General features: G+C 71.5%; 21 protein-coding genes and 1 tRNA gene. 9 read left to right on the plus strand and 13 right to left on the minus strand.

Annotated features, from left to right (window positions below; genetic code table 11):
• Positions 1-4 precede the first annotated feature (4 nt).
• A complete protein-coding gene (gene rsgA / locus DVA86_RS01515) occupies positions 5-1,012 on the plus strand; it encodes a ribosome small subunit-dependent GTPase A (protein WP_208875093.1) in 1,008 nt (335 codons plus the stop codon).
• Between the two features lie 134 nt (positions 1,013-1,146).
• On the plus strand, positions 1,147-1,470 hold the full coding sequence (locus DVA86_RS01520; protein ID WP_208875094.1) for a DMT family transporter: 324 nt from the start codon (positions 1,147-1,149) through the stop codon (positions 1,468-1,470).
• 5 nt (positions 1,471-1,475) lie between these two features.
• On the opposite strand, the gene DVA86_RS01525 is transcribed toward DVA86_RS01520, so the two are convergent.
• The gene (locus tag DVA86_RS01525; protein ID WP_208875095.1) at positions 1,476-2,075 is read right to left on the minus strand and encodes a TetR/AcrR family transcriptional regulator; all 600 of its coding nucleotides are present in this window, start codon (positions 2,073-2,075) and stop codon (positions 1,476-1,478) included.
• A gap of 134 nt (positions 2,076-2,209) precedes the next feature.
• On the opposite strand from DVA86_RS01525, the gene hisN reads away from it, so the two are divergent.
• Together hisN and DVA86_RS01535 are read left to right on the plus strand one after the other, a co-directional pair.
• A complete protein-coding gene (gene hisN / locus DVA86_RS01530) occupies positions 2,210-3,004 on the plus strand; it encodes a histidinol-phosphatase (RefSeq protein ID WP_208875096.1) in 795 nt (264 codons plus the stop codon).
• A gap of 149 nt (positions 3,005-3,153) precedes the next feature.
• Positions 3,154-3,597, plus strand: coding sequence for a CBS domain-containing protein (locus DVA86_RS01535; RefSeq protein WP_208875099.1), 444 nt, complete (start codon positions 3,154-3,156; stop codon positions 3,595-3,597).
• Between the two features lie 126 nt (positions 3,598-3,723).
• Here DVA86_RS01535 and DVA86_RS01540 read toward each other — a convergent pair whose 3' ends face one another.
• The gene (locus DVA86_RS01540; protein WP_208884293.1) at positions 3,724-5,175 is read right to left on the minus strand and encodes a catalase; all 1,452 of its coding nucleotides are present in this window, start codon (positions 5,173-5,175) and stop codon (positions 3,724-3,726) included.
• A gap of 151 nt (positions 5,176-5,326) precedes the next feature.
• Here DVA86_RS01540 and DVA86_RS01545 point away from each other — a divergent pair, with 151 nt between their 5' ends.
• Positions 5,327-5,755 carry a Fur family transcriptional regulator gene (locus tag DVA86_RS01545; protein ID WP_208875104.1) on the plus strand — a complete coding sequence of 143 codons (429 nt, stop codon included), beginning with the start codon at positions 5,327-5,329 and terminating at the stop codon, positions 5,753-5,755.
• Between the two features lie 110 nt (positions 5,756-5,865).
• Here the strand turns inward: DVA86_RS01545 and DVA86_RS01550 are convergent.
• From DVA86_RS01550 to DVA86_RS01560, 3 genes are all read right to left on the minus strand, one after another.
• Positions 5,866-5,939, minus strand: a tRNA-Met gene (locus DVA86_RS01550).
• Positions 5,940-6,048: 109 nt separating this feature from the next.
• Positions 6,049-7,848, minus strand: coding sequence for a tetratricopeptide repeat protein (locus tag DVA86_RS01555; RefSeq protein ID WP_208875105.1), 1,800 nt, complete (start codon positions 7,846-7,848; stop codon positions 6,049-6,051).
• A 184-nt stretch (positions 7,849-8,032) separates the two neighbouring features.
• Positions 8,033-10,906 carry a UPF0182 family membrane protein gene (locus DVA86_RS01560; RefSeq protein WP_208884295.1) on the minus strand — a complete coding sequence of 958 codons (2,874 nt, stop codon included), beginning with the start codon at positions 10,904-10,906 and terminating at the stop codon, positions 8,033-8,035.
• 133 nt (positions 10,907-11,039) lie between these two features.
• On the opposite strand from DVA86_RS01560, the gene DVA86_RS01565 reads away from it, so the two are divergent.
• Positions 11,040-11,603: a PPA1309 family protein gene (locus DVA86_RS01565; RefSeq protein ID WP_208875106.1), complete on the plus strand. Its 564-nt coding sequence runs from the start codon at positions 11,040-11,042 to the stop codon at positions 11,601-11,603.
• 132 nt (positions 11,604-11,735) lie between these two features.
• On the opposite strand, the gene DVA86_RS01570 is transcribed toward DVA86_RS01565, so the two are convergent.
• From DVA86_RS01570 to DVA86_RS01585, 4 genes are all read right to left on the minus strand, one after another.
• Complete coding sequence (locus DVA86_RS01570; protein ID WP_208875108.1) at positions 11,736-12,836, minus strand: YlbL family protein; 1,101 nt, start codon at positions 12,834-12,836, stop codon at positions 11,736-11,738.
• 25 nt (positions 12,837-12,861) lie between these two features.
• Positions 12,862-13,125 carry a hypothetical protein gene (locus DVA86_RS01575; RefSeq protein ID WP_208885611.1) on the minus strand — a complete coding sequence of 88 codons (264 nt, stop codon included), beginning with the start codon at positions 13,123-13,125 and terminating at the stop codon, positions 12,862-12,864.
• Between the two features lie 169 nt (positions 13,126-13,294).
• On the minus strand, positions 13,295-13,753 hold the full coding sequence (locus tag DVA86_RS01580; RefSeq protein WP_208875109.1) for a molybdenum cofactor biosynthesis protein MoaE: 459 nt from the start codon (positions 13,751-13,753) through the stop codon (positions 13,295-13,297).
• Positions 13,754-13,872: 119 nt separating this feature from the next.
• The gene (locus DVA86_RS01585; RefSeq protein WP_208875111.1) at positions 13,873-14,967 is read right to left on the minus strand and encodes an SDR family oxidoreductase; all 1,095 of its coding nucleotides are present in this window, start codon (positions 14,965-14,967) and stop codon (positions 13,873-13,875) included.
• Positions 14,968-15,100: 133 nt separating this feature from the next.
• On the opposite strand from DVA86_RS01585, the gene DVA86_RS01590 reads away from it, so the two are divergent.
• The gene (locus DVA86_RS01590) at positions 15,101-16,624 is read left to right on the plus strand and encodes a zinc-dependent metalloprotease (RefSeq protein ID WP_208875113.1); all 1,524 of its coding nucleotides are present in this window, start codon (positions 15,101-15,103) and stop codon (positions 16,622-16,624) included.
• Positions 16,621-17,148 (plus strand): NUDIX hydrolase, encoded by a 528-nt coding sequence (locus tag DVA86_RS01595; protein WP_208875114.1) that lies wholly within the window; start codon positions 16,621-16,623, stop codon positions 17,146-17,148. The genes DVA86_RS01590 and DVA86_RS01595 overlap by 4 nt, the downstream gene beginning before the upstream one ends.
• Positions 17,149-17,224: 76 nt before the next feature.
• Here DVA86_RS01595 and DVA86_RS01600 read toward each other — a convergent pair whose 3' ends face one another.
• The 4 genes from DVA86_RS01600 to DVA86_RS01615 all read right to left on the minus strand — a co-directional run bounded on the left by DVA86_RS01600 (position 17,225) and on the right by DVA86_RS01615 (position 21,061).
• On the minus strand, positions 17,225-17,980 hold the full coding sequence (locus DVA86_RS01600) for an AIM24 family protein (RefSeq protein ID WP_208875116.1): 756 nt from the start codon (positions 17,978-17,980) through the stop codon (positions 17,225-17,227).
• A 16-nt stretch (positions 17,981-17,996) separates the two neighbouring features.
• On the minus strand, positions 17,997-18,680 hold the full coding sequence (locus DVA86_RS01605) for an AIM24 family protein (protein WP_208875117.1): 684 nt from the start codon (positions 18,678-18,680) through the stop codon (positions 17,997-17,999).
• Between the two features lie 10 nt (positions 18,681-18,690).
• On the minus strand, positions 18,691-20,439 hold the full coding sequence (locus DVA86_RS01610) for a TerD family protein (RefSeq protein ID WP_208875119.1): 1,749 nt from the start codon (positions 20,437-20,439) through the stop codon (positions 18,691-18,693).
• Positions 20,440-20,509: 70 nt separating this feature from the next.
• A complete protein-coding gene (locus DVA86_RS01615) occupies positions 20,510-21,061 on the minus strand; it encodes a M48 metallopeptidase family protein (protein WP_208875121.1) in 552 nt (183 codons plus the stop codon).
• 152 nt (positions 21,062-21,213) lie between these two features.
• Here DVA86_RS01615 and DVA86_RS01620 point away from each other — a divergent pair, with 152 nt between their 5' ends.
• Positions 21,214-22,335, plus strand: a complete 1,122-nt coding sequence (locus tag DVA86_RS01620) for a ThiF family adenylyltransferase (RefSeq protein ID WP_208875122.1) — start codon at positions 21,214-21,216, stop codon at positions 22,333-22,335.
• The last annotated feature ends 59 nt before the right edge of the window (positions 22,336-22,394 follow it).

Below are 22,394 nucleotides of genomic sequence, written 5' to 3' on the forward strand. Positions count from 1 at the left end.
CGCGATGCGCCGCTACGGCAAGCACACCGACGAGGACGACATCCGCGTACGCCCCGGGCGCCGCGGCACCCGCCCCCGTACGCACATCAGGCCCAAGCACGAGGACGCGGCGGAGGGCTTCGTGCTGACCGTCGACCGCGGCCGCATCACCTGTCTCGTCGACGGCCGCACCGTCACCGCGATGAAGGCGCGCGAACTGGGCCGCAAGGGCGTGGTGGTGGGCGACCGGGTCGGCGTCGTCGGCGACCTGTCCGGCGAGAAGGACACGCTGGCCCGGATCGTACGGGTGGAGGAACGGGCGTCGGTGCTGCGCAGGACGGCGGACGACGACGACCCGTACGAGCGCGTGATCGTCGCCAACGCCGACCAGCTCGCCATCGTCACCGCCCTCGCCGACCCGGAGCCGCGCCCCCGGCTCATCGACCGGTGCCTGGTCGCGGCCTTCGACGCGGGCCTCGAGGCGCTGCTGGTGCTGACCAAGTCGGATCTCGCGCCGGCCCGTCAACTGCTGGACGCGTACGACCCGTTGGGCGTACGCCACGTGGTGACCAGCCGCGGTGAACTCGCCGAGGGCGAGGCGGCCGAGCGGGTACGCACGCTGCTGTACGGGCGCAGCACCGTCTTCGTCGGGCACAGCGGCGTCGGCAAGACGACGCTGGTGAACGCCCTCGTACCGGACCGGCAGCGCGCCACGGGCGTCGTCAACGCGGTCACGGGACGCGGCCGGCACACCACCACCTCGGCGCTCGCGCTGCCGCTGCCCGGCGACGACGGCTGGGTGATCGACACACCGGGCCTGCGCTCGTTCGGGCTGCACCACGTGGACGCGGCGCGGGTCGTGCAGGCGTTCCCCGACCTGGTGCCCGGCACGGAGGGCTGCCCGCGGGCGTGCAGCCACGACGAGCAGGACTGCGCGCTCGACGACTGGGTCCGGGAGGGGCACGCCGATCCGGCCCGGCTGTACTCGCTGCGGCGGCTGCTGGCGACGCGCGAACGGCGAGAAGGGGACTGATCGCTTCCGGCAACCGTCATGTGCATACTTCACCACGGGGGCCGGCACCGGGGCGTCGGAGCGCAGTGGCCCGCCAGGGAACCGCCGCTCGCCCGGCAGGGACACACGGGCCGATCACCGGAGGCAGAAAGACCATGGCATGGCTGCTGGTCATCGTCGCGGGAATCCTCGAGACGGGCTTCGCGGTCTGCCTCAAGCTCTCGCACGGCTTCACCCGGCTCTGGCCCACCGTGGCCTTCTGCGCCTTCGCGCTGGGCAGCTTCGGCCTGCTGACGCTCGCGCTGAAGCGGCTCGACGTGGGCCCGGCGTACGCGGTGTGGACGGGCATCGGCGCGGCGGGCACGGCGATCTACGGCATGGTCTTCCTGGACGACGTGGTGTCGGTGCTGAAGCTGGTCTCGATCACGTTGGTGATCGTGGGCGTGATCGGGCTCCAGCTGTCGGGCGGGGCGCACTGAGACCCTCAGTCCAGCAGCGCGCGCACCACCTCGTCGACCCGCACGCCCAGTTCCTCCTCCGGCCCCTTCACCGGCGCCACGAGGTACGACAGCGTGAGCCGCAGTCCCGCCTCGCACGCCCGGCTCAGCGTCGCCGCGTCGTGCGCCGCGCCGCTGCCCGCACTGCCGCCTCCGCCGCCTTGCGCCGCGAACCCGGCCACCAGCCGGTCACGCAGCTCGGCGGCCAGCTCCCCCGGCTCGGCGGGCCGTTCCTGCGCGGGTAAGGGCATACGGCGTCCCCAGCAGCCGGTGAGGGCCGCGCGTACGAGGGGTTCGCCGGGGGCCGTGCGCAGCATCCAGGCGGCAGCGGCGGCGCAACTCGCCGCCGGATCGGCGCCCTTGCGTGCCGACTGCGCGGCCACCGCGGCTGCGCTGTCCAGGAAGTCCGTCACCCGCTGGCTCACCAGTGCGCTGCCGAGCCCTTCCTTGCTGCCGAACTCGTTGTAGAGGGTCTGCCGGGAGACCCCGGCGCTCGCGGCGATCTCGACCATGCGGACGCCCGCCCACGGGCGTGCCGACACAGCCGCGTGTGCGGCCTCGAGCAAGGTCTCACGTGCAGACGGCATACCGCGCCTCCCGCGCCCGTTGCTGGCGTGCGCCGACAGAATTGACGCGCGGGCAGAGGGTGTCAAGATGGCGCACACACCCACATGGCCGTTGCCATGTGGCCGGGACCAGGGGCGGTAGATACTGTTCGCACATGCCGGACTTCCACGATGATCTGCGTTTCGCCCACGTGCTGGCCGACGCCGCTGACGCCACGACCATGGAACGGTTCAAGGCTCTCGACCTCAAGGTCGAGACCAAGCCGGACATGACGCCGGTCAGCGACGCGGACAAGGCCGCCGAGGAGCTGATCCGCACCTCTCTGCAGCGTGCACGGCCCAGAGACGCCGTGCTCGGCGAGGAGTTCGGCACCGAGGGCCACGGTCCACGGCGCTGGGTCATCGACCCGATCGACGGCACCAAGAACTTCGTACGCGGCGTCCCCGTGTGGGCGACGCTCATCGCGCTCACGGAGCTGAGCGAGGGCGGCGACCACCCGGTGGTCGGCCTGGTCTCCGCGCCGGCGCTGAACCGGCGCTGGTGGGCGGTGCGCGGCGGCGGCGCCTACACGGGGCGCAGCCTCTCGCAGGCGACGCGGCTCCAGGTGTCGCAGGTGGCGCAGGTGCGGGACGCCTCGTTCGCGTACTCCTCGCTGTCGGGCTGGGAGGAGCGCGGCATGCTCGGCGGCTTCCTGGAGCTGACGCGGGACTGCTGGCGGACGCGCGGCTACGGCGACTTCTGGCCGTACATGATGGTCGCCGAGGGCTCGGTGGACATGTGCGCGGAGCCCGAGCTGTCGCTCTGGGACATGGCGGCCAGCGCGATCATCGTCGACGAGGCGGGCGGGCGCTTCACCGGTCTCGACGGCCGGCGCGGCCCGCTCAGCGGCAACGCGGCGGCGTCCAACGGGCTGCTGCACGACGAGCTGCTGAGGTATCTGAACCAGTAGCGGACGGCGGTGCGTTCGGCTGTGACCGGGGCGCGCGGAGGCTCGAGAAGGGCCTGTGCGCGCCCCCTTGCTGTCCCCCAGGTGGCGTGTGAGCATGAGAATCGAGCGCTTGTGACTTTGTGAATCGATTCCCGAGAGGGGCTCACTCCATGCCCACGCTCGTCCAGGACGCCATGAGCACCGTGGTTCTGACCATCGGCCCCACCCACTCACTCCGCCAGGCCGCCCAGCTGATGTCCGCGCGAGGAGTCGGCGCGGCCGTCGTCCTCGACACCGACACCAGCGGCATCGGTATCCTCACCGAGCGCGATGTCCTGAACGCCGTAGGCGCGGGACAGGACCCCGAACAGGAGCTCGCACACGCCCACACGACCACCGACGTCGTCTTCGCCAGCCCGCGCTGGACGCTCTCCGAGGCGGCCCAGGCGATGGCGCACGGCGGCTTCCGGCACCTGATCGTGCTGGACGACCACGAGCCGGTGGGCGTGGTTTCCGTACGGGACATCGTGCGCTGCTGGTCCGGCATCCCCGACCGGTACGACCAGCGGCCGACGACGGAGGCGACGGTCACCTCGGTCCGCGGGACGACGTAGGGCACCGCGTAAGCCGGCACCCGTAACGCACCAACGGCCGTCTCCGGCACGTGCGTTCGGACACACCCGGAGGGACCGGAGCCCACTGGCGTCCGGTCCCTCCGGATCATTACGGCAGGCGGGCCGTCAGCCGCGCAGGGCCTGAACCGCGGCTTCCAGCCGCTTGCCGTAGTCCGCGTCCGCCTTGCGGAAGTTCTCGATGGCGCGCTGCGCGATGTCGTCGCGCGTGATGCCGGCCATGGCGCCCGCGAGGTTGTTCACGAGCCGCTCCTTCTCCTCCTCCGACATCAGCCGGTAGAGGGTGCCCGCCTGGACGAAGTCGTCGTCCTCGGCATGCGAGGGCGCCTCCGTGTCACCGGTGACGCCCGAGACGGCTACCGGCTCCCACAGCGGCCTGCGGGTCTCGGCCGGGCCGCCGAAGCTGTTCGGCTCGTAGTTCTTCGCGCCACCGTGGCGGCCGTCGTACAGCAGGCCGTCCCGCCCGTACGTACGGGCCTCGGTCGCGCGCGGACGGTTCACCGGCAGGTGGTCGGCGTTGATGCCGACGCGGTACCGGTGGGCGTCGCCGTAGCCGAACAGGCGGCCCTGGAGCATCTTGTCCGGGGACGGGCCGATGCCCGGCACGAAGTGGGCCGGCGAGAACGCGGACTGCTCGACCTCGGCGAAGATGTTCTCCGGGTTGCGGTTGAGCTCCATCCGGCCGATCTCGGTCAGCGGATAGTCCGCGTGCGGCCAGACCTTCGTCAGGTCGAACGGGTTGAAGCGGTAGTTCGCCGCGTCGGCCGCCGGCATGATCTGCACGTAGACGGTCCAGCTCGGGTAATCACCGCGCTCGATGGACTCGCGAAGGTCCCGCTGGTGGCTGTCCGGGTCCTGGCCCGCCAGCACGGCGGCCTCGTCCTCGGTCAGATTCCTGATGCCCTGGTCGGTCTTGAAGTGGTACTTGACCCAGAAGACCTCGCCGTCGGCGTTGCTCCACTGGAAGGTGTGCGAGCCGAAGCCGTGCATGTGGCGGTACGACGCGGGGATGCCGCGGTCGCCGAACAGCCAGGTCACCTGGTGCGTGGCCTCGGGCGACAGACCCCAGAAGTCGAAGACGTTGTCCGCCTCCTGCGAGCCGGTGTACGGGTCGCGCTTCTGGGTGTGGATGAAGTCGGGGAACTTGATGGCGTCCTTGATGAAGAACACCGGGGTGTTGTTGCCGACGAGGTCGTAATTCCCCTCCTCGGTGTAGAACTTCAGCGCGAAGCCGCGCGGGTCCCGCACGGCGTCCGCCGAACCGAGGTTGCCCGCGACGGTCGAGAACCGCGCGAACAGCTCGGTCTCCTTGCCGACCTCCGACAGGAACGCCGCCCGCGTATACCGGCTGACGTCCGCCGTCACGGTGAACGTCCCGTACGCGCCGGCGCCGCGGGCGTGCACGATCCGCTCCGGAATCCGCTCGCGGTTGAAGTGCGCCAGCTTCTCCAGCAGGAGCTGGTCCTGGACCAGCACAGGGCCCCCGGCACCCGCGGTCTGGCTGTTCTGGTTGTCCGCGACCGGAGCCCCGGCCTCCGTCGTCAGCGGTCCGGTGGTCACGTCCTGCGTGGTCACATGCGCCTCCTGCTTCTCAATCCTGTCCTCGGCTTTCGCCTGACGCGATCCTACATTGGACAATGTCTAAGTCAAGAAGAGACCGAATCCCGTACGCGTTCTGGCCATGGAACGGCGCGCTGCTAGGCTGGTTGTCATGAGTGACCTGCTGCAACGACTCCGTGATCGCGGCTGGCGGCTCACCGCGCAGCGGCGAGTCGTGGCCGAGGTGCTCGACGGCGACCATGTGCACTACACCGCCGACGAGGTGCACGCCCGTGCCGCCGACCGGCTGCCCGAGATCGCCAGGGCGACCGTCTACAACACGCTGAGCGAGCTCGTCTCCATCGGAGAAGTGATCGAGGTCAGCACGGACGGCCGCGCCAAGCGGTACGACCCGAACGCGCGGCACGCGCACCAGCACCTGGTCTGCTCCCGCTGCGGCGCAATCCGGGACGTCCAGCCGAAGGGCGACCCGCTGGCGGCGCTGCCCGAGGGCGAGCGGTTCGGCTTCACCATCTCGGACGCCACGGTCACCTACCGCGGCCTCTGCCCCTCCTGCGCGGGCGACGAGCGGGACGGCTGACGGGCCGTACGACCGCCCGCGCGGCATGCGGCCAGCCCGCAGGCACAGTCGGCACCGGATCACGACATGACTGAGGGCCCGGATCCTGGATCCGGGCCCTCAGCACCAAGTAGCGGGGACAGGATTTGAACCTGCGACCTCTGGGTTATGAGCCCAGCGAGCTACCGAGCTGCTCCACCCCGCGTCGTTGTGTGCCCTTACTCTAACCCCGGGCCGACGACCAGCGCAAATCCGTTCCCCGGCGCCGTGTCAGGGCGACGGAACGGGGCCTGCGCGCCTCAGCACGCAGGCCCCTACGCCGACAGCTCGTCGCGTAGCGCGTCCCGCAGTTTCGCGGCGCGGGCCGCCACCTCGTCCGGGCCCAGCTCGACCGCGCGGGCGCACCAGTGCTGGCCGTCGGCCAGCTCGCCGCGTCTCGCGCTGATCAGCGCGAGCCGGAGCGCCGCGCGGCCGTGCCCCGCCTCGGCGGCACGGGTCCACCACAGCGCCGCCTCGGGCTCGCTGCCCTCGCGGGCCAGCAGCAGTCCGAGGTTGAACGCGCCGTTGGGGCTGCCCGCCTCCGCCGCCTCGCGGTACCAGCGTGCGGCCTCGACCACATCGCCACGCGCCGCCGCGGACATGCCGAGGCGCACCTGCGCACGGCGGTGGCCCTGCGCGGCCGCGCGCTCGTACCACTCCTCGTGCTCGGCGGAGACGCCGTCACCGTCGTCCTCGCCGGGCTGGCGCACCTGGCTCCGCTCCAGCAGCGCGCCGAAGCGGAAGGCGCCCTCGACGCTGCCGCCCTCCGCGGCGCACCGCAGATGCCGCTCCGCGGTCTCCGTGTCGCCCTCCCGGAGGGTGACGATGCCGATCTGCAGCGCCGCCTCGGCGTGGCCCGCCGCCGCCGCGCGCTCGTACCAGACGCGCGCCGCCTCGTCGTCGCCCCGGCCGACCTGCAGGATGCCGAGGTTGAACGCGGCGTCGACGCTGCCCGCCTCGGCCGCCTTCGAGAACCAGGGCTCGGCGCCCTCCGCGTCGCCGCGCTGCAGCAGCAGCACGGCCAGCGCGTTGGCCGCCTCGCGGTGCCCGGCGTAGGCCGCGCGCCGGTACCACTGCTCGGCCTGCGCCGTACGGCCCTGGCCCGCGCAGAGCAGGCCGAGGTTGAACGCGCCGTTGTCGTCGCCGGCTTCGAGCGCCACGCGGTACCAGCGCTCGGCGGTCTGCCGCTCGCCGCGCTCGGCGTGCAGCGCGCCCAGCGCGTTCGCGGCGTTGCCGTCGCCGTCCTCGGCGGCACGGCGCCACCACACGGCGGCGCTCTCCTCGTCGTCCGCGTCACGCAGCAGGAAGCCGAGGGCGCAGGCGGCACGGGACTCACCGGCCTTGGCGGCGGTCAGATACCAGCGCCCCGCCTCCTTCGGCTCGCCGCGCCGCTCCAGGATGGTGCCCAGCCGCAGCGCGGCACGGCGGTGTCCGCGCGCTGCGGCCTGCCGGTACCACTGCTCGGCCTCCTCCTCCGGAGAGCCCGCGGTGGGCGCCGCCTCGCCGGGGCCCGCACCGGAACCCGCACCGCCCGAACCGGCGCCGGTGCTGCGGCCGTTGGTGCCCGGGCCGCGCTCGACCTCGCGGTCGGTCCGCGCGGTGATGAGCTGCGCGACGCGGTACGCCGCCTCGCGGTGGCCGCGCTCGGCCGCCGCGCGGAACCACTCCTCCGCGCCGTCCTCGCCCCGGTGCTCGAGCAGGTCGGCCAGGGCGTACGCGCCCAGCGCGTGCCCCGACTCGGCGGACTGGCGCAGCCAGTAGTACGCGGCGGGCTCGTCGCCCCGCTCGCGGTGGTGCCGGCCGAGTGCGTGGGCGGCGGCGGCGGAACCCGCGACGGCGGCGACGCGCCACCAGCCGGCCGCCTCGTCCGCGTAGCCGCGCTGGTGCAGGAGGACTCCGAGGTTGTTGGCCGCGGCGCGGTCACCCGCCGCGGTGGCAGCGCGCAGATGCGGCTCGGCGCCGTCGAGATCGCCCCGGCGCAGCAGTTGTGCGCCGAGCACGCTCGTGGCACCGGCGTCCTGGGCGTTCACCACGCCCGGACCGGCAAGCCTCGCCTTGTCCCCCATAAGCCCCATCGTCGCACCACCCGTAACCCTCGTACACCTGGTATACCGCAGCCAGTGAGGTCACTTCAGCGGTTTGTCGACTTCCCGACAGAGAGACACCTCAAACGCCTTTGCCGCAAAGTCCCCCGCACAAGCGAAGGGCCCGGAGTCGGTTGACTCCGGGCCCTTCGGCTCCGCGTTCAGTCAGCCGCCGCTAACCGGTCGAGCCTCCCTGGGAGTTGGCCGCGCGCTCCAGGGCCTCCTTGAGGTCCTCCTGGGCCCGGCCGTACTCCTCCCAGTTGCCCTTCTCCAGCGCTCTCTGACCCTTGTCGTACGCCTCCTGAGCGTCCTTCAGGGCCTCCTGCGCCGACGGGTCGTCGGTCGGCGGCGGATCCTTGTCCTGGTCCTTCTCCGGATCCTCCTCGCCGCCGGGATCCTTGCCCGCGTCGCCGTCGGCCGGGAAGACGCCGTCGAGTGCCTCCTTGAGGGTGTCCTCGTAGGCGATCTCCTCGCCGAAGGTGGCCACGACCTTTCTCATCCGCGGGTAGTTGGTGTCGGCCCCTCGGATGTAGACCGGTTCGATGTAGAGCAGGCCGCCTTCCAAGGGCACGGTCAGCAGGTTGCCGTACTCGATCTCGGAGTCGCCTCTCTTCAGGATGTTGAGGTCGTTGGCGATCTCCGGATCAGAGTTGATCTTGCTTTGCACCTGTTGCGGCCCTGAAACGGTGGTGTTCGACGGCAACTTGAGCATCGTGATCTTGCCGTACTCGCGGCTCGACGCGTCCGCGTCCACCGCCATGAAGGCGCCCAGCGTCTGCCGTTCGACCGGGTTGAAGGTCGTCGTCAGGGAGAACCTCTGCTCCTTCTGCTGCGGCATCTTCATGCTGAGGTAGTACGGCGGGACGGCGTTGCCCTTGTGCGTCGGGTCGTCCGGGATCTGCCACCGCTCACTGCCGCTGTAGAACTGCGACGGCGACGTCACGTGGTACCGCGTGAGCAGCTCCCGCTGCACCTTGAACAGGTCCTGCGGATACCGGAGATGTGCCATCAGCGCGTCGCTGATCTCGCTCTTGTCCTTCACCGTGTCCGGGAAGGCCTTCATCCAGGTCTTCAGCACCGGGTCCTTGGTGTCCCACTGGTACATGTCGACCTCGCCGCTGTACGCGTCGACGGTCGCCTTCACCGAGTTGCGGATGTAGTTCACCCGGTTCTGCTGGGCGACCACCGACCGCTGGCTGTCCGTGAGCGCGTCGGCCGTGGTGTCGCCGAGCGTCGTACGGGACGAGTACGGGTAGTTGTTCGTCGTGGTGTACGCGTCCACGATCCACTTCACCCGGCCGTCCACCACAGCCGGATACGGGTCGCCGTCGATGGTCAGCCAGGGCGCCACCGCCTCGACCCGCTCCTTGGGCGTCCGGTTGTAGAGGATCTGCGAACCCTCGCCGATCGCCCCGGAGTAGAGGATGCGCGGCTCGTTGAAGTTCACCGCGTACGCCGCCCGGTTCACCGGGTTGGACAGGTCCACGCCGCTGTCGCCGGTGTACGTGTACGTCTTCTCGCCGTTGTCGTCGGCGTAGTCCAGCTCCTGCTGCGGGCCGCCCACGATCGAGTACTGCGAGGTCTTCTCGCCGTAGTAGATCCGCGGCTGGTACTTGCCGATCTGGCCCTTCGGCGGCAGGTCCTGCTCCGTGAAGACGGGCTCGCCGTCCTCGTCGACCTCGGTGCCCTTGCCGGCCACCATGCCGTACCCGTGGGTGTACTTGAAGTGCTCGTTGATCCAGCCCTTCTTGGGGATCCCGTCGGTGTTGATCTCACGGAGACCGACGACGGTGTCCTGCTCCTTGCCGTTCTTGTCGGTGTACCGGTCGACGTCCAGCGTGGACGGGAACTGGTAGTACCCACGGACCTGCTGCTTCTGCTGGAACGTCGGCGACACGACGTTCGGGTCGAGCAGCCGCATGCTGGCCGCGCTGTCGGCGGCGTCCCGCAGCGTGCTCTTCGGCGCCTTGGCGGTGCCCGAGTAGTCGTTCACCTTGGCGTCGTTGATGTTGTACGCGTCGCGCGTCGCCTTGATGTTCTTCTGGATGTACGGCGTCTCCTTGGCCTGCTCGTTCGGCTCGACCTGGAACTTCTGCACGATCGCGGGATAGAGCCCGCCGATGAGGATCGCGGAGAGCACCATCAGCCCGAAGCCGATCACCGGCAGCTGCCAGGTGCGCCGCCAGAGGGTGGCGAAGAAGAGCAGGGCGCAGATGATCGCGATGATGAACAGGATCGTCTTCGCCGGCAGATACGCGTTCGCGTCGACGTACTTCAGGCCCGTCCAGTTGTCCGTCGCCTTGAAGTCGCTGCCCTTGACCGCGAGGCCGTACCGGTCCAGCCAGTACGCCACCGCCTTCAGCGCCACGAACACGCCCAGCAGCACCGACAGATGCCCGGTGGCCTGCGCGGTCGCACGGGCGCCGGGGCTGGTGATGCGCAGCCCGCCGTAGAGGTAGTGCACGAGCGCGGCTGCCAGCAGCGACAGCACGGCCGCGGCGAAGCCGAAGCTCAGCAGGAAGCGGTACCAGGGCAGGTCGAACGCGTAGAACGACACGTCCTTGCCGAACTGGGGATCCTTCTGCCCGAACGAGACGCCGTTGATCCACATCAGCCACGTCCGCCACTGGCCGGCCGCGGAGGCGCCGGAGATCAGCCCGACGAGGGCGGTGACCCCGAGCAGGATCCACTTCTTGTACGGCGCGATGCCCATGCGGTACCGGTCGAGACTCTGCTGCTCCAGCGACATCGCGCTGAGCGGCGGCCGCAGCCGGTGTGCGAGCCAGATGTTCAGCCCGACGACGCCCGCCATCAGCAGTCCGAAGACGGCGAACAGACCGACCTTGGTCCACAGGGTCTTGGTGAAGACCGAGCGATAGCCCACCGAGCGATACCAGAGCCAGTCGGTCCAGAACCCGGCGAACATGACGAAGAGCATGGCCAGGACGGCGAGCACGCCGACTGTCATCAGCAGAGTCCGGACGCGCCTCGATGGTCGGCCGACTCTGATCCGTGGCCCGGTGGGGCCGCCCGAGCCCCGGTCCGGCATCTGGAAAGCCAAGGTGCGCACCTCGAAGATTCGCAGTGGATGAAGCGGGCCCGCATCGTAGGACCCACTAAGGCAACTTACTCAAGCTTTACTCAGTTCCCGTTTCCGGGGTCTTCGAGTGCACGATATGGGGATGGACAACTTCCCCAACGACGGCACCCCCCTCGCGGGCAACCCGCTGACCCGCGCGGTCCTCGAGATCGACGAGTACGCCGCCGGGCTCGGCTGGGACCAGCCCGCCCGGCTGTTCGCCCTGGTCGACACCGCGCAGCTGCGCGCCGAAGAGCCCGCACTCGCCGAGCAACTGGCCCCCGGAGCGGACGAGGACGAGGCTCCGGGCTCGTACACACCCGTCGAACAGGACGCGCTCCCGTCCGGCACCGCGCTGGACGAATTCCTCGGCACGATCGCCTGGCCCGGCGCGGTCGCGGGCTGCGCGCTGACCGTGGAACGCCTGATGCTGCCGCCGTCGGCGGAGGAGTCCGTACCGGACGGGCTGAACTCCGGGGAGCTGGCGGACTGGGTCGCCGCGCACCCGGAACGCCAGGAGGTGCGGATGACGGTGGCCGTCCTGCGGGACGGAGCGCGGGACTCCGCGCTGCGGCTGCGCGAGAAGGACGCCGCCACCGAGGTGCTGACGGGCGCGAGCCTCGTACCGGGCCTGGCGGACGCGCTGGCGGCCACGTTCGAGGAGTGACAGGCGGTACGGGCGCCGGGGCCCGTACGGTGCCCGCGCCGCGGGTACGGGTCCGGGCGCGCGTACGGGCCGGTGCCCGCGTACGGGCCGCCGCCGCGCCCTCCGCCCTCGTACACCACGCCGGTTCCGGCCTCAGCCCGCGGAACAGCGCGGCAGTTCGGACGTCTTGTCGTCCCGGATCTTCTTCATCGCGTCCATCGCGTCGCTCATCGTGTCGACCTTCACCAGCGTCAGTCCGTCCGGCGTGTGGGCGGCGGCCGCGGAGCAGTTGCCCTTCGGGGTGAGGAAGAACTCCGCACCCTTCTCGCGCGCCGCGACGGTCTTCATCTGGATGCCGCCGATCGCGCCGATCTTCCCGTCGGCGTCGATCGTGCCGGTGCCCGCCACGAACGCGCCGCCGGTCAGGTCGCTCTTGGTGAGCTTGTCCACGATGCCGAGGGCGAACATCAGCCCGGCGCTCGGCCCGCCGACGTCCGCGAGCGTGATGTTGATGGGGAACGGGAACGTGTGCGCCGTCCCCGGCTGTATGCCGACCAGTGCGCGCCCGTCGTCGGGCGCCTTCTTCGTCGGCACCGTGATCCGCTTCCCCTCCAGCGTGTTCGGGTCCTTCTTGGCCTTCTCGGCCGCCTCCGCCTCGTCCGCCGGGACGATCGTGAACCCGACGTCCTCCCCCGGCTCGTGCTTGGTCACCAGCTTGCCCACGTCCTGTGGGTTCTTGACCGGCTTCCCGTCCACGGCCTTGATCACGTCGCCGGCGTGCAACGTGCCGTGCGAGGCACCGTCCTTGACCACCGACTGCACGACGACGCGGGTCGCCACCTTCTTGCCCAGTGCCTTGAGCGCCGCGACCTTCGCGCTCTCCTGCGACCGGCTGAACTCCTCCGCGTTCTCCTCGTCCACCTCTTCCGCCGACTTGTCCGTCGGGTAGAGCGTCGAGTGCGGCACCACCGCGTTGTCGTCGGCGAGCCAGCCGTAGACGGCCTCGAAGAGGTTCATCCGGTACTCGGAGCCGGTGACCCGTACGGTCGTCATGTTCAGATGACCACTTGTCTTGTTCCCGGAGTCTTCCTTGCCGGGAAAGCTGAGCACCTGCTCGCCCTTCACCGTGCCCAGCGTGTTGTACGTGGGGCCGGGCGACATGGCGGAGTACGGCACTTTGATCAGCACGGCGGCGCAGAGCACGGCTATCAGGAGCAGCGTGGACGCAAGCATGGTCGCGGTGCGGCGTGGCATGCCGAAACAGTACGGGACGGGTACGTCAGCGGGCTTCCCGGGCCGGTCCGTCCGGGGCACCGCGCACCGGGACGACGGCGGCCGGGACGCGGTCCGGTGAAGCGTCGGGGGCGAGAGCGGAATCCCATGCGGGACCGGCGGAACGCTCCATGGCCTCCCGGAAGCGTTCGTATCCGGCCACACCGTCCGCGTCGGGCACGATCGTGCGGCGCCGGGCGGCGAGACCGCCCCATACGCTCGCGACCACACCCGCCGCCACCGGAATCAGCAGCCAGAGGAGAGCCGCCATCGAGTCCTCCTGTTGCGCTTCATTGAGCTGCGTCAACCGGAACGACCGGCTGATGAGCAGGTTAACCTTCGCAGGTTCCAACGCTGTTACCGGCCTGCCGGTCACGCAACCGGAACGCGTCCGCTCGGGTCGCCACGGCTCAACGAATCGCTACGCCGCCTTACGAGGGCTACGCCCCCACCCATTCTTCCGTCCCGTCCGTGAAGCTCTGGTGCTTCCAGATTGGGAGTTCGTGCTTCAGGTCGTCGATCAGGCGGCGGCACGCGTCGAACGCCTCTGCCCGGTGCGGGCAGGACACCGCCACGATCACCGCGAGGTCCCCTACCTCCAGGTCCCCGACCCGGTGTACGGCGGCCAGCGCCCGTACCGGGAAGTCCGCCACCACCCGCTCCGCGACCCGGCGGAACTCCGCGTCCACGGTGGGGTGCGACGAGTAGCCGAGCCGCGCCACGTCCGTGCCCCCGTCGTGGTTCCGGACCGTGCCCACGAACAGGGCCGTGCCGCCCGCGGCGTCGTCGCCGACCGCCTTGAAGACCTCGTCCAGCGAAAGCGGAGTGTCTCGGATCGCCAGCAGCCGGATCGGGTCCGGTGCGGCCTGCTCGCCAGGGTGCTCGTACGTCTGTGCCATGCCGGTCATGCTGCCGCACCCGCCCGCGTACGGGAACATCCCCAGGTCGTACGGTGCGCCGCGGCCCCCGGCGGGCTCCCCGGATCCGCCGGATACGCGGCTCAGTCCGCTACAGGCCGTTACAGGCCGCGCCGCTTCCGCGCCCTCCGGACCAGCGCCGCGGTGCCCAGCAGGGCCACGGTAGCGCCCGCCGCGCCCGCCGCGGTGGCGTCCTTGCGGCCCAGGCGGCGTCCGGCGACCGTATGGCGGCCGGACACCTCGTCGAGCAGCTCGGCGAGGACTTCCTCGTTCGTCCACTCCGGGCGCCAGCCCGCCTCGTACAGCCGCCGGCCGCTGACCACCCAGGGGTGCATCGTGTAGGCGAGGTCGCCGGCCGGTGACGGCGTGAGGCCCAGCCGGTGCAGCCGGGACGCGGCGCCGAGCGCCACCGCGGACGGCAGCTCCATGCGGCGCATGCCGGTCAGCTCCTCGACCTCCTCCTGCTCCAGCCAGCCGTCGCAGCCGACGGCCAGCTCGCCCTCGGCCTTCTCCAGCGCCGCGTACTCGAGCGCGCTCACCAGGTCCTCGATGTGGCAGAACTGCCAGCAGGGCCGCGAGCCCGCGACGACGAGCAGCCGCGGCGACTCGAAGTGCCGGGTCAGGGCGGTGTCCGTGCCGCCGACGAGGATGGCGGGGCGTACGACCGTCACGTTCAGGCCGGGGTGCGCGCGGGGTGCGCGGCGGGCGAGGCGTTCGATCTCCAGCAGGTCGCCGACGCCGGTGGCCTCCGCGGTGGCGCGGAGCTCGGCGTCCTCGGCGAGCGGCACGTCGTTGTCCGGGAGGGCGCCGTAGACCATCGCCGAGGTGCACAGCACCACCCGGCGGACGCCGGCGGCCGCGGCGGCGGTGAGGACGGTCTGGGCGCCGCGCACGTTGTACGCGGTGCGGGCGGTGGGGTCCGTCTCCAGGTCGAGGTCCAGCGCGAGATGGACGACCACGTCCACCGGCCGCCCGTCGCCGCGCAGCCGGTCGGCGATGGCCGGGTCGCGGACGTCCAGCGTGTGCCACTGCGCCTCGCTGACCTCCCCTCGGCGTTCGTCGAGGGCGATGACCTGCTTGATCTCCGAGGAGGCGGCCAGCCGCTCGGTGAGCAGCGCACCGACCCCGGATGCAGCGCCGGTCACGGCGATGGTTGGGGTTCGCGCTGCGCGAACGTCGGTCTCGGAGGAACTCACCGGGCGTCTCCAGCGGTTGTTTCTGGTACGAGGTGCGCAGGCTCCATCCTGCCTGACAGGTGTCTAGGCTGGAGGCAGAGCCCACCAGATCACACCAATCGAACCGTCCGACGAGACAGATCCGAGGAAACCCGTGAGTGACATCCCATTCGGATTCGGCGTACCTCCCGAGGAGCCCGAGGACGGGGACGAAGGCAAGAAGAAGCAGGGCGGCGAGAGCGGACAGGGCGGCGCCGGCCAGAGCGGCGGCGGCCAGCCGAACCCGTTCGGCTTCGGCGGCGGCCAGGGCGGCGCCGAGAATCCGCTCGCCGCGATGTTCGGTTCGCTCGGCGGCGGCCCCGGCGGCTCGTTCGACCCCAACGACCTGGGCGCGGCCTTCCAGCGCCTCGGCCAGATGATGTCGTACGAGGGCGGCCCGGTGAACTGGGACATGGCCAAGGACATCGCCCGGCAGACCGTCGCCCAGGGAGTGCCCGGTGACTCGTCGCAGGGCGAGGGTTCGGGCGCCGGTTCCAAGGACGCGAGCGTCGGACCGAACGAGCGCGCCGCGGTCGAGGAGGCCGTACGCCTCGCCGATCTGTGGCTGGACGGCGCGACCTCGCTGCCCTCCGGTTCCGGTTCGGCCGTGGCCTGGAGCCGCGCGGAGTGGGTCGAGGCGACGCTGCCCGTGTGGAAGGACCTGGTCGACCCGGTCGCGGAGCGCGTGGGCGCGGCCATGGGGGACGTGCTTCCGGCGGAGATGCAGGCGATGGCGGGCCCGCTGCTCGGGATGATGCGTTCCATGGGCGGCGCCATGTTCGGCACCCAGATCGGTCAGGCGCTGGGGGTGCTGGCCGGTGAGGTGGTGGGCTCGACCGACATCGGGCTGCCGCTGGGGCCGGCGGGCAAGGCCGCGCTGCTGCCGCGGAACATCGAGATCTTCGGTACGGGCCTGGGCGTCCCGCAGGAGGAGGTCCGGCTGTATCTCGCGCTGCGTGAGGCCGCGCACCAGCGGCTGTTCGCGCACGTGCCGTGGCTGCGTTCGCACCTCTTCGGCGCCGTCGAGGGGTACGCACGCGGGATCAAGGTCGACACGAGCAAGCTCGAGGACGTCGTCGGGCAGATCGACCCGCAGCATCCGGAGGAGCTCCAGCAGGCGCTGCAGCAGGGCATGTTCCAGCCGGAGGACACCCCGGAGCAGAAGGCGGCGCTGGCCCGGCTGGAGACGGCGCTCGCGCTGGTCGAGGGCTGGGTCGACGCGGTGGTGCACAGCGCCGCCGAGCCGCACCTGCCGTCGGCGGGCGCGCTGCGCGAGACGCTGCGGCGGCGGCGCGCGTCCGGCGGCCCGGCCGAGCAGACGTTCGCCACGCTGATCGGCCTGGAGCTGCGGCCGCGGCGGCTGCGCGACGCGGCGCGGCTGTGGGCTTCGCTCACGGACGCCCGCGGCATGGAGGGGCGCGACGGGCTCTGGGCGCACCCGGACATGCTGCCGACCGCTGAGGACCTGGACGACCCGGACGGCTTCGTGCACCGCGAGCAGCTGGACTTCTCGGAGCTGGACAAGATGCTCGGAGACGCGGCCGAGAGCGGCGGCTCGGGCGGCGGCACCGGCAAGAGCGACGAAGGCGACAGCGGGAGCGGCGAGGGCGACAGCGGCGACAGCGGTCCGAAGAAGTGAGTCTGCACGACGACGCGTCCCGCGTGCTGAAGGAGTGGTCTCCGCCCGAGGGCGGCCAGGAACGGCTGCGGCTGGCGTATCTCGACCATCTGGCGGCCCGTCCGGACGCCATGTCCCGGTCCTGCCGGGACGGTCACCTCACGGCGAGCGCGCTGGTGGTCGATCCCGTACGCGGCCGGGTGCTGCTCACGCTGCACCGCAAGCTGCGGATGTGGCTGCAGACGGGCGGGCACTGCGAGCCCGTCGACACCACGCTGGCGGGCGCGGCCATGCGGGAGGCCGCGGAGGAGTCGGGCATCGAGGGGCTGACGCTGCTGCCCGGCGGCCCTGTCGGCCTGGACCGCCATCTGACGCCGTGCGCCTGGCACTTGGACGTGCAGTACGCCGTGCTCGCGCCGGAGGGCGCGGTGGAGGCGGTCAGCGAGGAGTCGCTGGAGCTGCGCTGGTACGCGTACGAGGACGTGCCGGCCGTCGCCGACGAGTCCGTCGCCCGGCTGACGGACCGCACCCGCGCCCGGCTGTGACCGGGCGCGGGCGGGCCGCCGTCCGTGCCGGTGCCGCGGCTGGTGCCCGGGCCGGCGGTCCGGCCCGGGCCCTGGCTCAGTTGGACCAGATGTTGCCCTGGTTCTGACCGCGGGCGCCCTGCTGACCCATGCCGTACTGCGCCGCGCCACCGCCTATCACCGCGTTCTGCGGCGGCAGCAGCTCGCTGGGCTGCACGAGGGCGTAGCCCTGCCCCATGAAGCTCAGCTCCCAGCCCTCACCCGTGTTGCCGCGGCGCCGCCAGACGCCGGACGAGCTGGTCTGCGCCTGCATCTGGACCCGCAGCGAGCTGGACCAGGCGACGACGGCGTCGGAGTCGGCGTTCGCGTACGTCTCCGGGCTGATCTGCAGCATCAGCGGCTGCCCGGAGGTCATGAGCGCGACCTTCCCCTGCCCGGAGATGTTGAGGTTGTACTTGCCGGAGCCGGACACTCCGTACTGGCTGTCCACCGAGATCACCTCCCAATGGAGGCCGGAGTCCAGCGCGAGGACGTACTGCCCGTCGACCGTCAGGCCCTGGTGGTCGACGTCCACGATGTGGATGTACTGCGCGAGGTTGGCGAGGAAGACCGTGCCGTCGCCGGAGCAGCGCATCAGGTCCAGGCCCTCGCCGGTCCTGGCCCGGTCGCGGCGCTGGCCCCGCGTCTGGTACTCGCCGTCGAACTCCAGCAGCCCCTGGTACGCGACCATGCTGCCCTGCCGGGCGAGCACGTCCTCGTGGCCGCTCAGCGAGACGCGCAGCAGCCGTTCGTTCTGCAGGCTGTAGCGGTCGGCGGACTGGACCTCGGTGTAGCCGAAAAGCGGACTCTGCATGGTGTTTCCCTCCCCCTCAGCCCCGCGCCCGCAGGCGGTCGGTGCTGTCCTCGCTGGGCTGCACGACGACGAAGCCCTGGCCGGAGAAGCCCATCTGGTAGGCCTCGCCGCTGCCGCGGCCGATCATCGACGACGCCTTGAAGCTGCGCTTGCCCTTCATCTTCAGATGCGTCGACCAGGCGACGAGCGCGTCCGGATCGACGTACGTCTCGTCCGCGCCGCGGCCGCAGTCGACCACGACCGGCATTCCGCGGGTGGTGATCGCCACCCAGCCGGTGCCCTGGATCGCGACGTTGAACAGGCCCTGCCCGGAGAACTTGGCCATGCCCTTCACGCGCTGGACGCCCCAGTTGAGGTGGGCGTCGAAGGCGAGGATGTTGGTGCCGTTGACGGAGAGGCTGTCCTCGTTGAGGTTGAGCACGACGACGTCGGCGCCGTAGTCGGCGAGGTACAACAGCCCGTCGCCGTGGCACCGCATCAGCGGCGCGCCCTCGCCGGTCAGCCACTGGGAGGCCATCTGGCGTACGGCGGGCGGGTTGGGCTCGTACTGCACGAAGCCCTCGTACGCGACCATCGAACCGGTGCGGGCGAACAGGTCCTGGCCGGACTGCATGACGACCTTCAGCATGCTGGTGCCGTGGTTCTCCATGCGGGCGGCCGGGGCGGTCGGGGCGTAGCCCGAGATGAGTTGCTGATCCATGACGGGCTCCTCAGACCTCGCAGGGCTGGACGACGATGAAGTTCCCGGGGGCGCCGCGGAACTGGAGGTTCACGGTCTCGCCGCTGTGCCCCGGATACGCCTGACGGCGCAGCCGTACCTGGCTGGAGACGATGACCTGCGCCGCGGCCGACCACGCGACGACCGCGTCGGCGTCCGCGAACGTCGTCGGCGTGACCGGCAGGACGACCGGAGTGCCCTGGGTCTTGACGACGACGGTGCCCGTGCCCTGGAACTGCATCGTGAACAGCGCGCCGCCCGGTATGCCGTGGCCCTCGATCCGCCGCACCTCGTGCTGCAGCGACTCGTCGAACGCGAGAACGTTCTCCGCCGACACGCAGATCGCGTCGCCCTGGAGCTCGATGGGGTGCAGATTCCCGGCCTGCTCGGCGAAGAACACCTGGCCGCCGCCGGAGCAGCGCATCAGCTGCATCTCCTGGCCGGTGGCGTTGCCGACGACGCGGCCGCGGAAGCCGGCGCCCTTGTAACTGAAGTCGACCTTGCCCTGGTACAGCACCATGCTGCCCTGCTTGGCGAGCACCGGCTGGCCGTCCATGCCGAGGTCGACGCGGGCGAGCTGGCCGTTCTGCAGCGTCCAGCGCTGCCCGGTCGGCGCCTCGCGGTACTTCTCCAGCGTGACGGACATCCCGGCCGCGGGGCCCTGCGGGACCTGCGGCATCTGCGGTGCGCCGGGCTGGCCGAACGGGTTCGGCACGGCCTGGCCGGGCACGCCCTGCTGGCCGCCGGGCGGCGGCACGGGCAGCGGCTGGCCCGGGGGCTGCTGCCCGGGCGGCTGCCCGAACGGCGCGCCCTGCGGGGCACCGGGCGGCGGCGGCACGGGCAGGGGCTGACCGGGGGGCTGCTGGCCGGAGGGCTGGCCGAACGGCGGTGCCTGGCCCGGTGTGCCGGGCGGGCCCGGCGGCGGGACGGGCTGGCCGGGCTGCTGGCCGGGCGGCGTGATGGGAGCGGCGATGGTGGGGGCGGCGGCGTGCGCGGCCGCGGGCGACTGGGGCGCCGGCTGCTGCGGGGCCGGTGCCTGCGGCTGCGGCGCCTGGGGTGCTTGCGGCGCCTGCGGAGCCTGCGGCGCGGCGGGCGCGCCGCCCGGCGGCGGTGCGAACCCCGGCGCGGGCTGCTGCGGCGCCGCGGGTGCGCCGGCCTGGCCGCCCGGAGGCGCGAACCCGGGCGCTCCGCCCTGCTGCGCGGCGGGCTCCTCCTCGGCGACCTCGCCGCCGAAGTTCGCGAGCAGCGCTTCCAGCCCGCCGTCGAAGCCCTGGCCGACAGCCGCGAACCGCCACACGTCCTTCATGTAGAAGTCCGCGAGCATCACGGCGCGCTCGGTGCTGAACTCCGAGCCCTGGAAGGCGTACCGCGCGACCTCCTCGCCGCCCGCGACGATACGGATGTATCCGGGGCCGACCTGCGACATCTGCCCGGCGCCGTCGATCGTCGCGGTGAACGTCAGCTTCTGGATGTTCTGCGGGATGCGGTCGAGTGTGACGCGGAACGACTCCGTGTCACCGGCCTGTGCACCGAGCTGCTGGATGGACTCCTCGGGCGACTTCGGCTGGTTGAAGAACACGAAGTAGCGATCGTCGGAGAGCCGTTCCTCGGCATCGAGGCCGAAGCAGCTGATGTCGAAGCTGAGCCCGGGGCCCGCGATCTGCACGCCGACGTACAGATCCGTTCCCGCTGTCAGGTCACTGATCTTGGCCTTGTGGCCGCGTTGGAATTCCCTGGCCATACGTAACGACCGTCCCCCATCCGTTTTGCCATGAGTACGTCGCGACAGGCTAACGGGTGCGGCCGACAGTTCACTCGTCGCGGGCGGCAGGAAGATACGGCAGCCGGTCGGCGGCGCAGATCCCCTCGAGGAACCCGCGGGCCCGCTCCGTACGGGGATAGTCGTCCAACAGCCGCCAGAACCGGGCCCCGTGGCCCGGCACGAGGAGATGCGCGAGCTCGTGCAGGAGGACGTAGTCGATCACGTACTCCGGCATGCCCTGGAGCCGGTGCGAGAGCCGGATGCTGCCCTCGGCCGGAGTGCAGGAGCCCCAGCGGGTGTTCTGGTTCGTCACCCAGCGTACGGACGCGGGGCGGGCACGTCCCTGGAGGTAGCGCTCGGAGAGGTCCCTGGCCCGCTCGGCCAGCTCGCTGTCGCCGAGCAGCCGCCTGCCCTCCTGCGCGGCGAGCTTGTCGAGCATGACGCCGACCCAGCGCTCTTCCTCGTCCACCGACATGCGGGCCGGGATGAGCACGACGGTTCTGTCGCCTTCCCGGTAGGCGGAGACCGTACGGCGGCGGCGGGCGCTGCGGCGCACCTCGACCGCGCTCCGGCTGGTGCTGTTCAGCGGGTCGGCGGGCACGCCCCGACGTTACCCGCTGGCGCTGGCGGAAGTCCCGGCTCCGGGGCGGTTGACGCGGAAACGCCGCAGCCGGCACCTGGCTTGTACGACTATTAACCCCCACCTGTGGATAAGTCTGAACGCCTTTCGCCGAGAACCTCCATGCTGTTCTCATGCACCCGATGATCAAGCCCGCGCTGCGGCGCGGCTGGCGTGACCGGCAGACGGTTCAGTACGGCGTGGCGCCCGCACACGCTGTGCTGCTCGGGCCGGTCGACGACACCACGGCGTTGTTCCTCGACCTGATGGACGGCACCAGGAGCATGCAGCGGCTCCGCGTGGAGGCGACCGCGCTCGGTCTGGCGCCCGACGCGGCGGACCGGCTGGTGGAGCGGCTCACCAGAGCCGGTCTGCTGGACGACGCCACTGCGGACCGGCAGGCGGCGGCGAGCGTCGGCGACCGGCTGCGCCCCGACCTCGCCTCGCTCTCCGCCGTGCACCCCGAACCGGGCGCGGGGCCGCGCCGGCTGGCGGCCAGACGCGCCGGACGGGTCCAGGTGCGCGGCGCGGGACGGGTCGGCGCGACGGTCGCGGCCGCCCTCTCGGCCGCGGGCGTCGGGCAGGTGGACGTGGTGGACGGCGGCCAGGTCGAGCCCTGGGACACCTCACCAGGCGGCATCCCCGCGACGCGTACGGGCGAGCGCCGCGACGCCGCCGCGCGCAAGGCCGTGAACGGCGCCAGGCCCTGGCCGTCCCGGAAGGGCACACCGGAGGGCCGGGTCGGGGACGGGCTGAGCCTGGTGGTGATCGCCCCGCGCGACGGCCTCGACGCGTACGCCCCGGATCCCGCCGTCGCCGAGCGGTTCGTCCGGGCGGGCATCCCGCATCTGTACGGCGGTGTGATCGAGGGCACGGGCGTGGTGGGGCCGCTGGTGCTGCCCGGCGTGACCCCCTGTGCGAGCTGCCTGATGCGCACCCGCGCCGAACGGGAGCCCAGCTGGCCGCTGGTGGTGGGCCAGTGGCGCACGGCCGCGCGCAGACGGGCCGGGGTGGCCGCGTGTGACACGGCTCTGGCGGTGATGGTCGCGGGGGCCGTCACCTCCTACGCGCTGAGCTTTCTCGACGGCGACGGCGGATGCGCCGCCGGGTACCGCATGCGGCTCGTGCTCCCCCACCTGCTGCCCGACACGGAGTTGTTCACTCCGCACCGTGAATGTCCCTGCGGTGCCGATTCGGCGACGGTGGGACGCCCACCCTCGGCCAGGGAGCCCGGACAGGCCACAATGGCGGGGTAGTCGGCGTTCCCGGGATTTCCGGTGTTCGCAGTGCCGCGATCCGGTTGTGCTGTCAGGGA

The sequence above is a fragment of the Streptomyces armeniacus genome (assembly GCF_003355155.1).
Taxonomy (GTDB): Bacteria; Actinomycetota; Actinomycetes; order Streptomycetales; family Streptomycetaceae; genus Streptomyces; species Streptomyces armeniacus.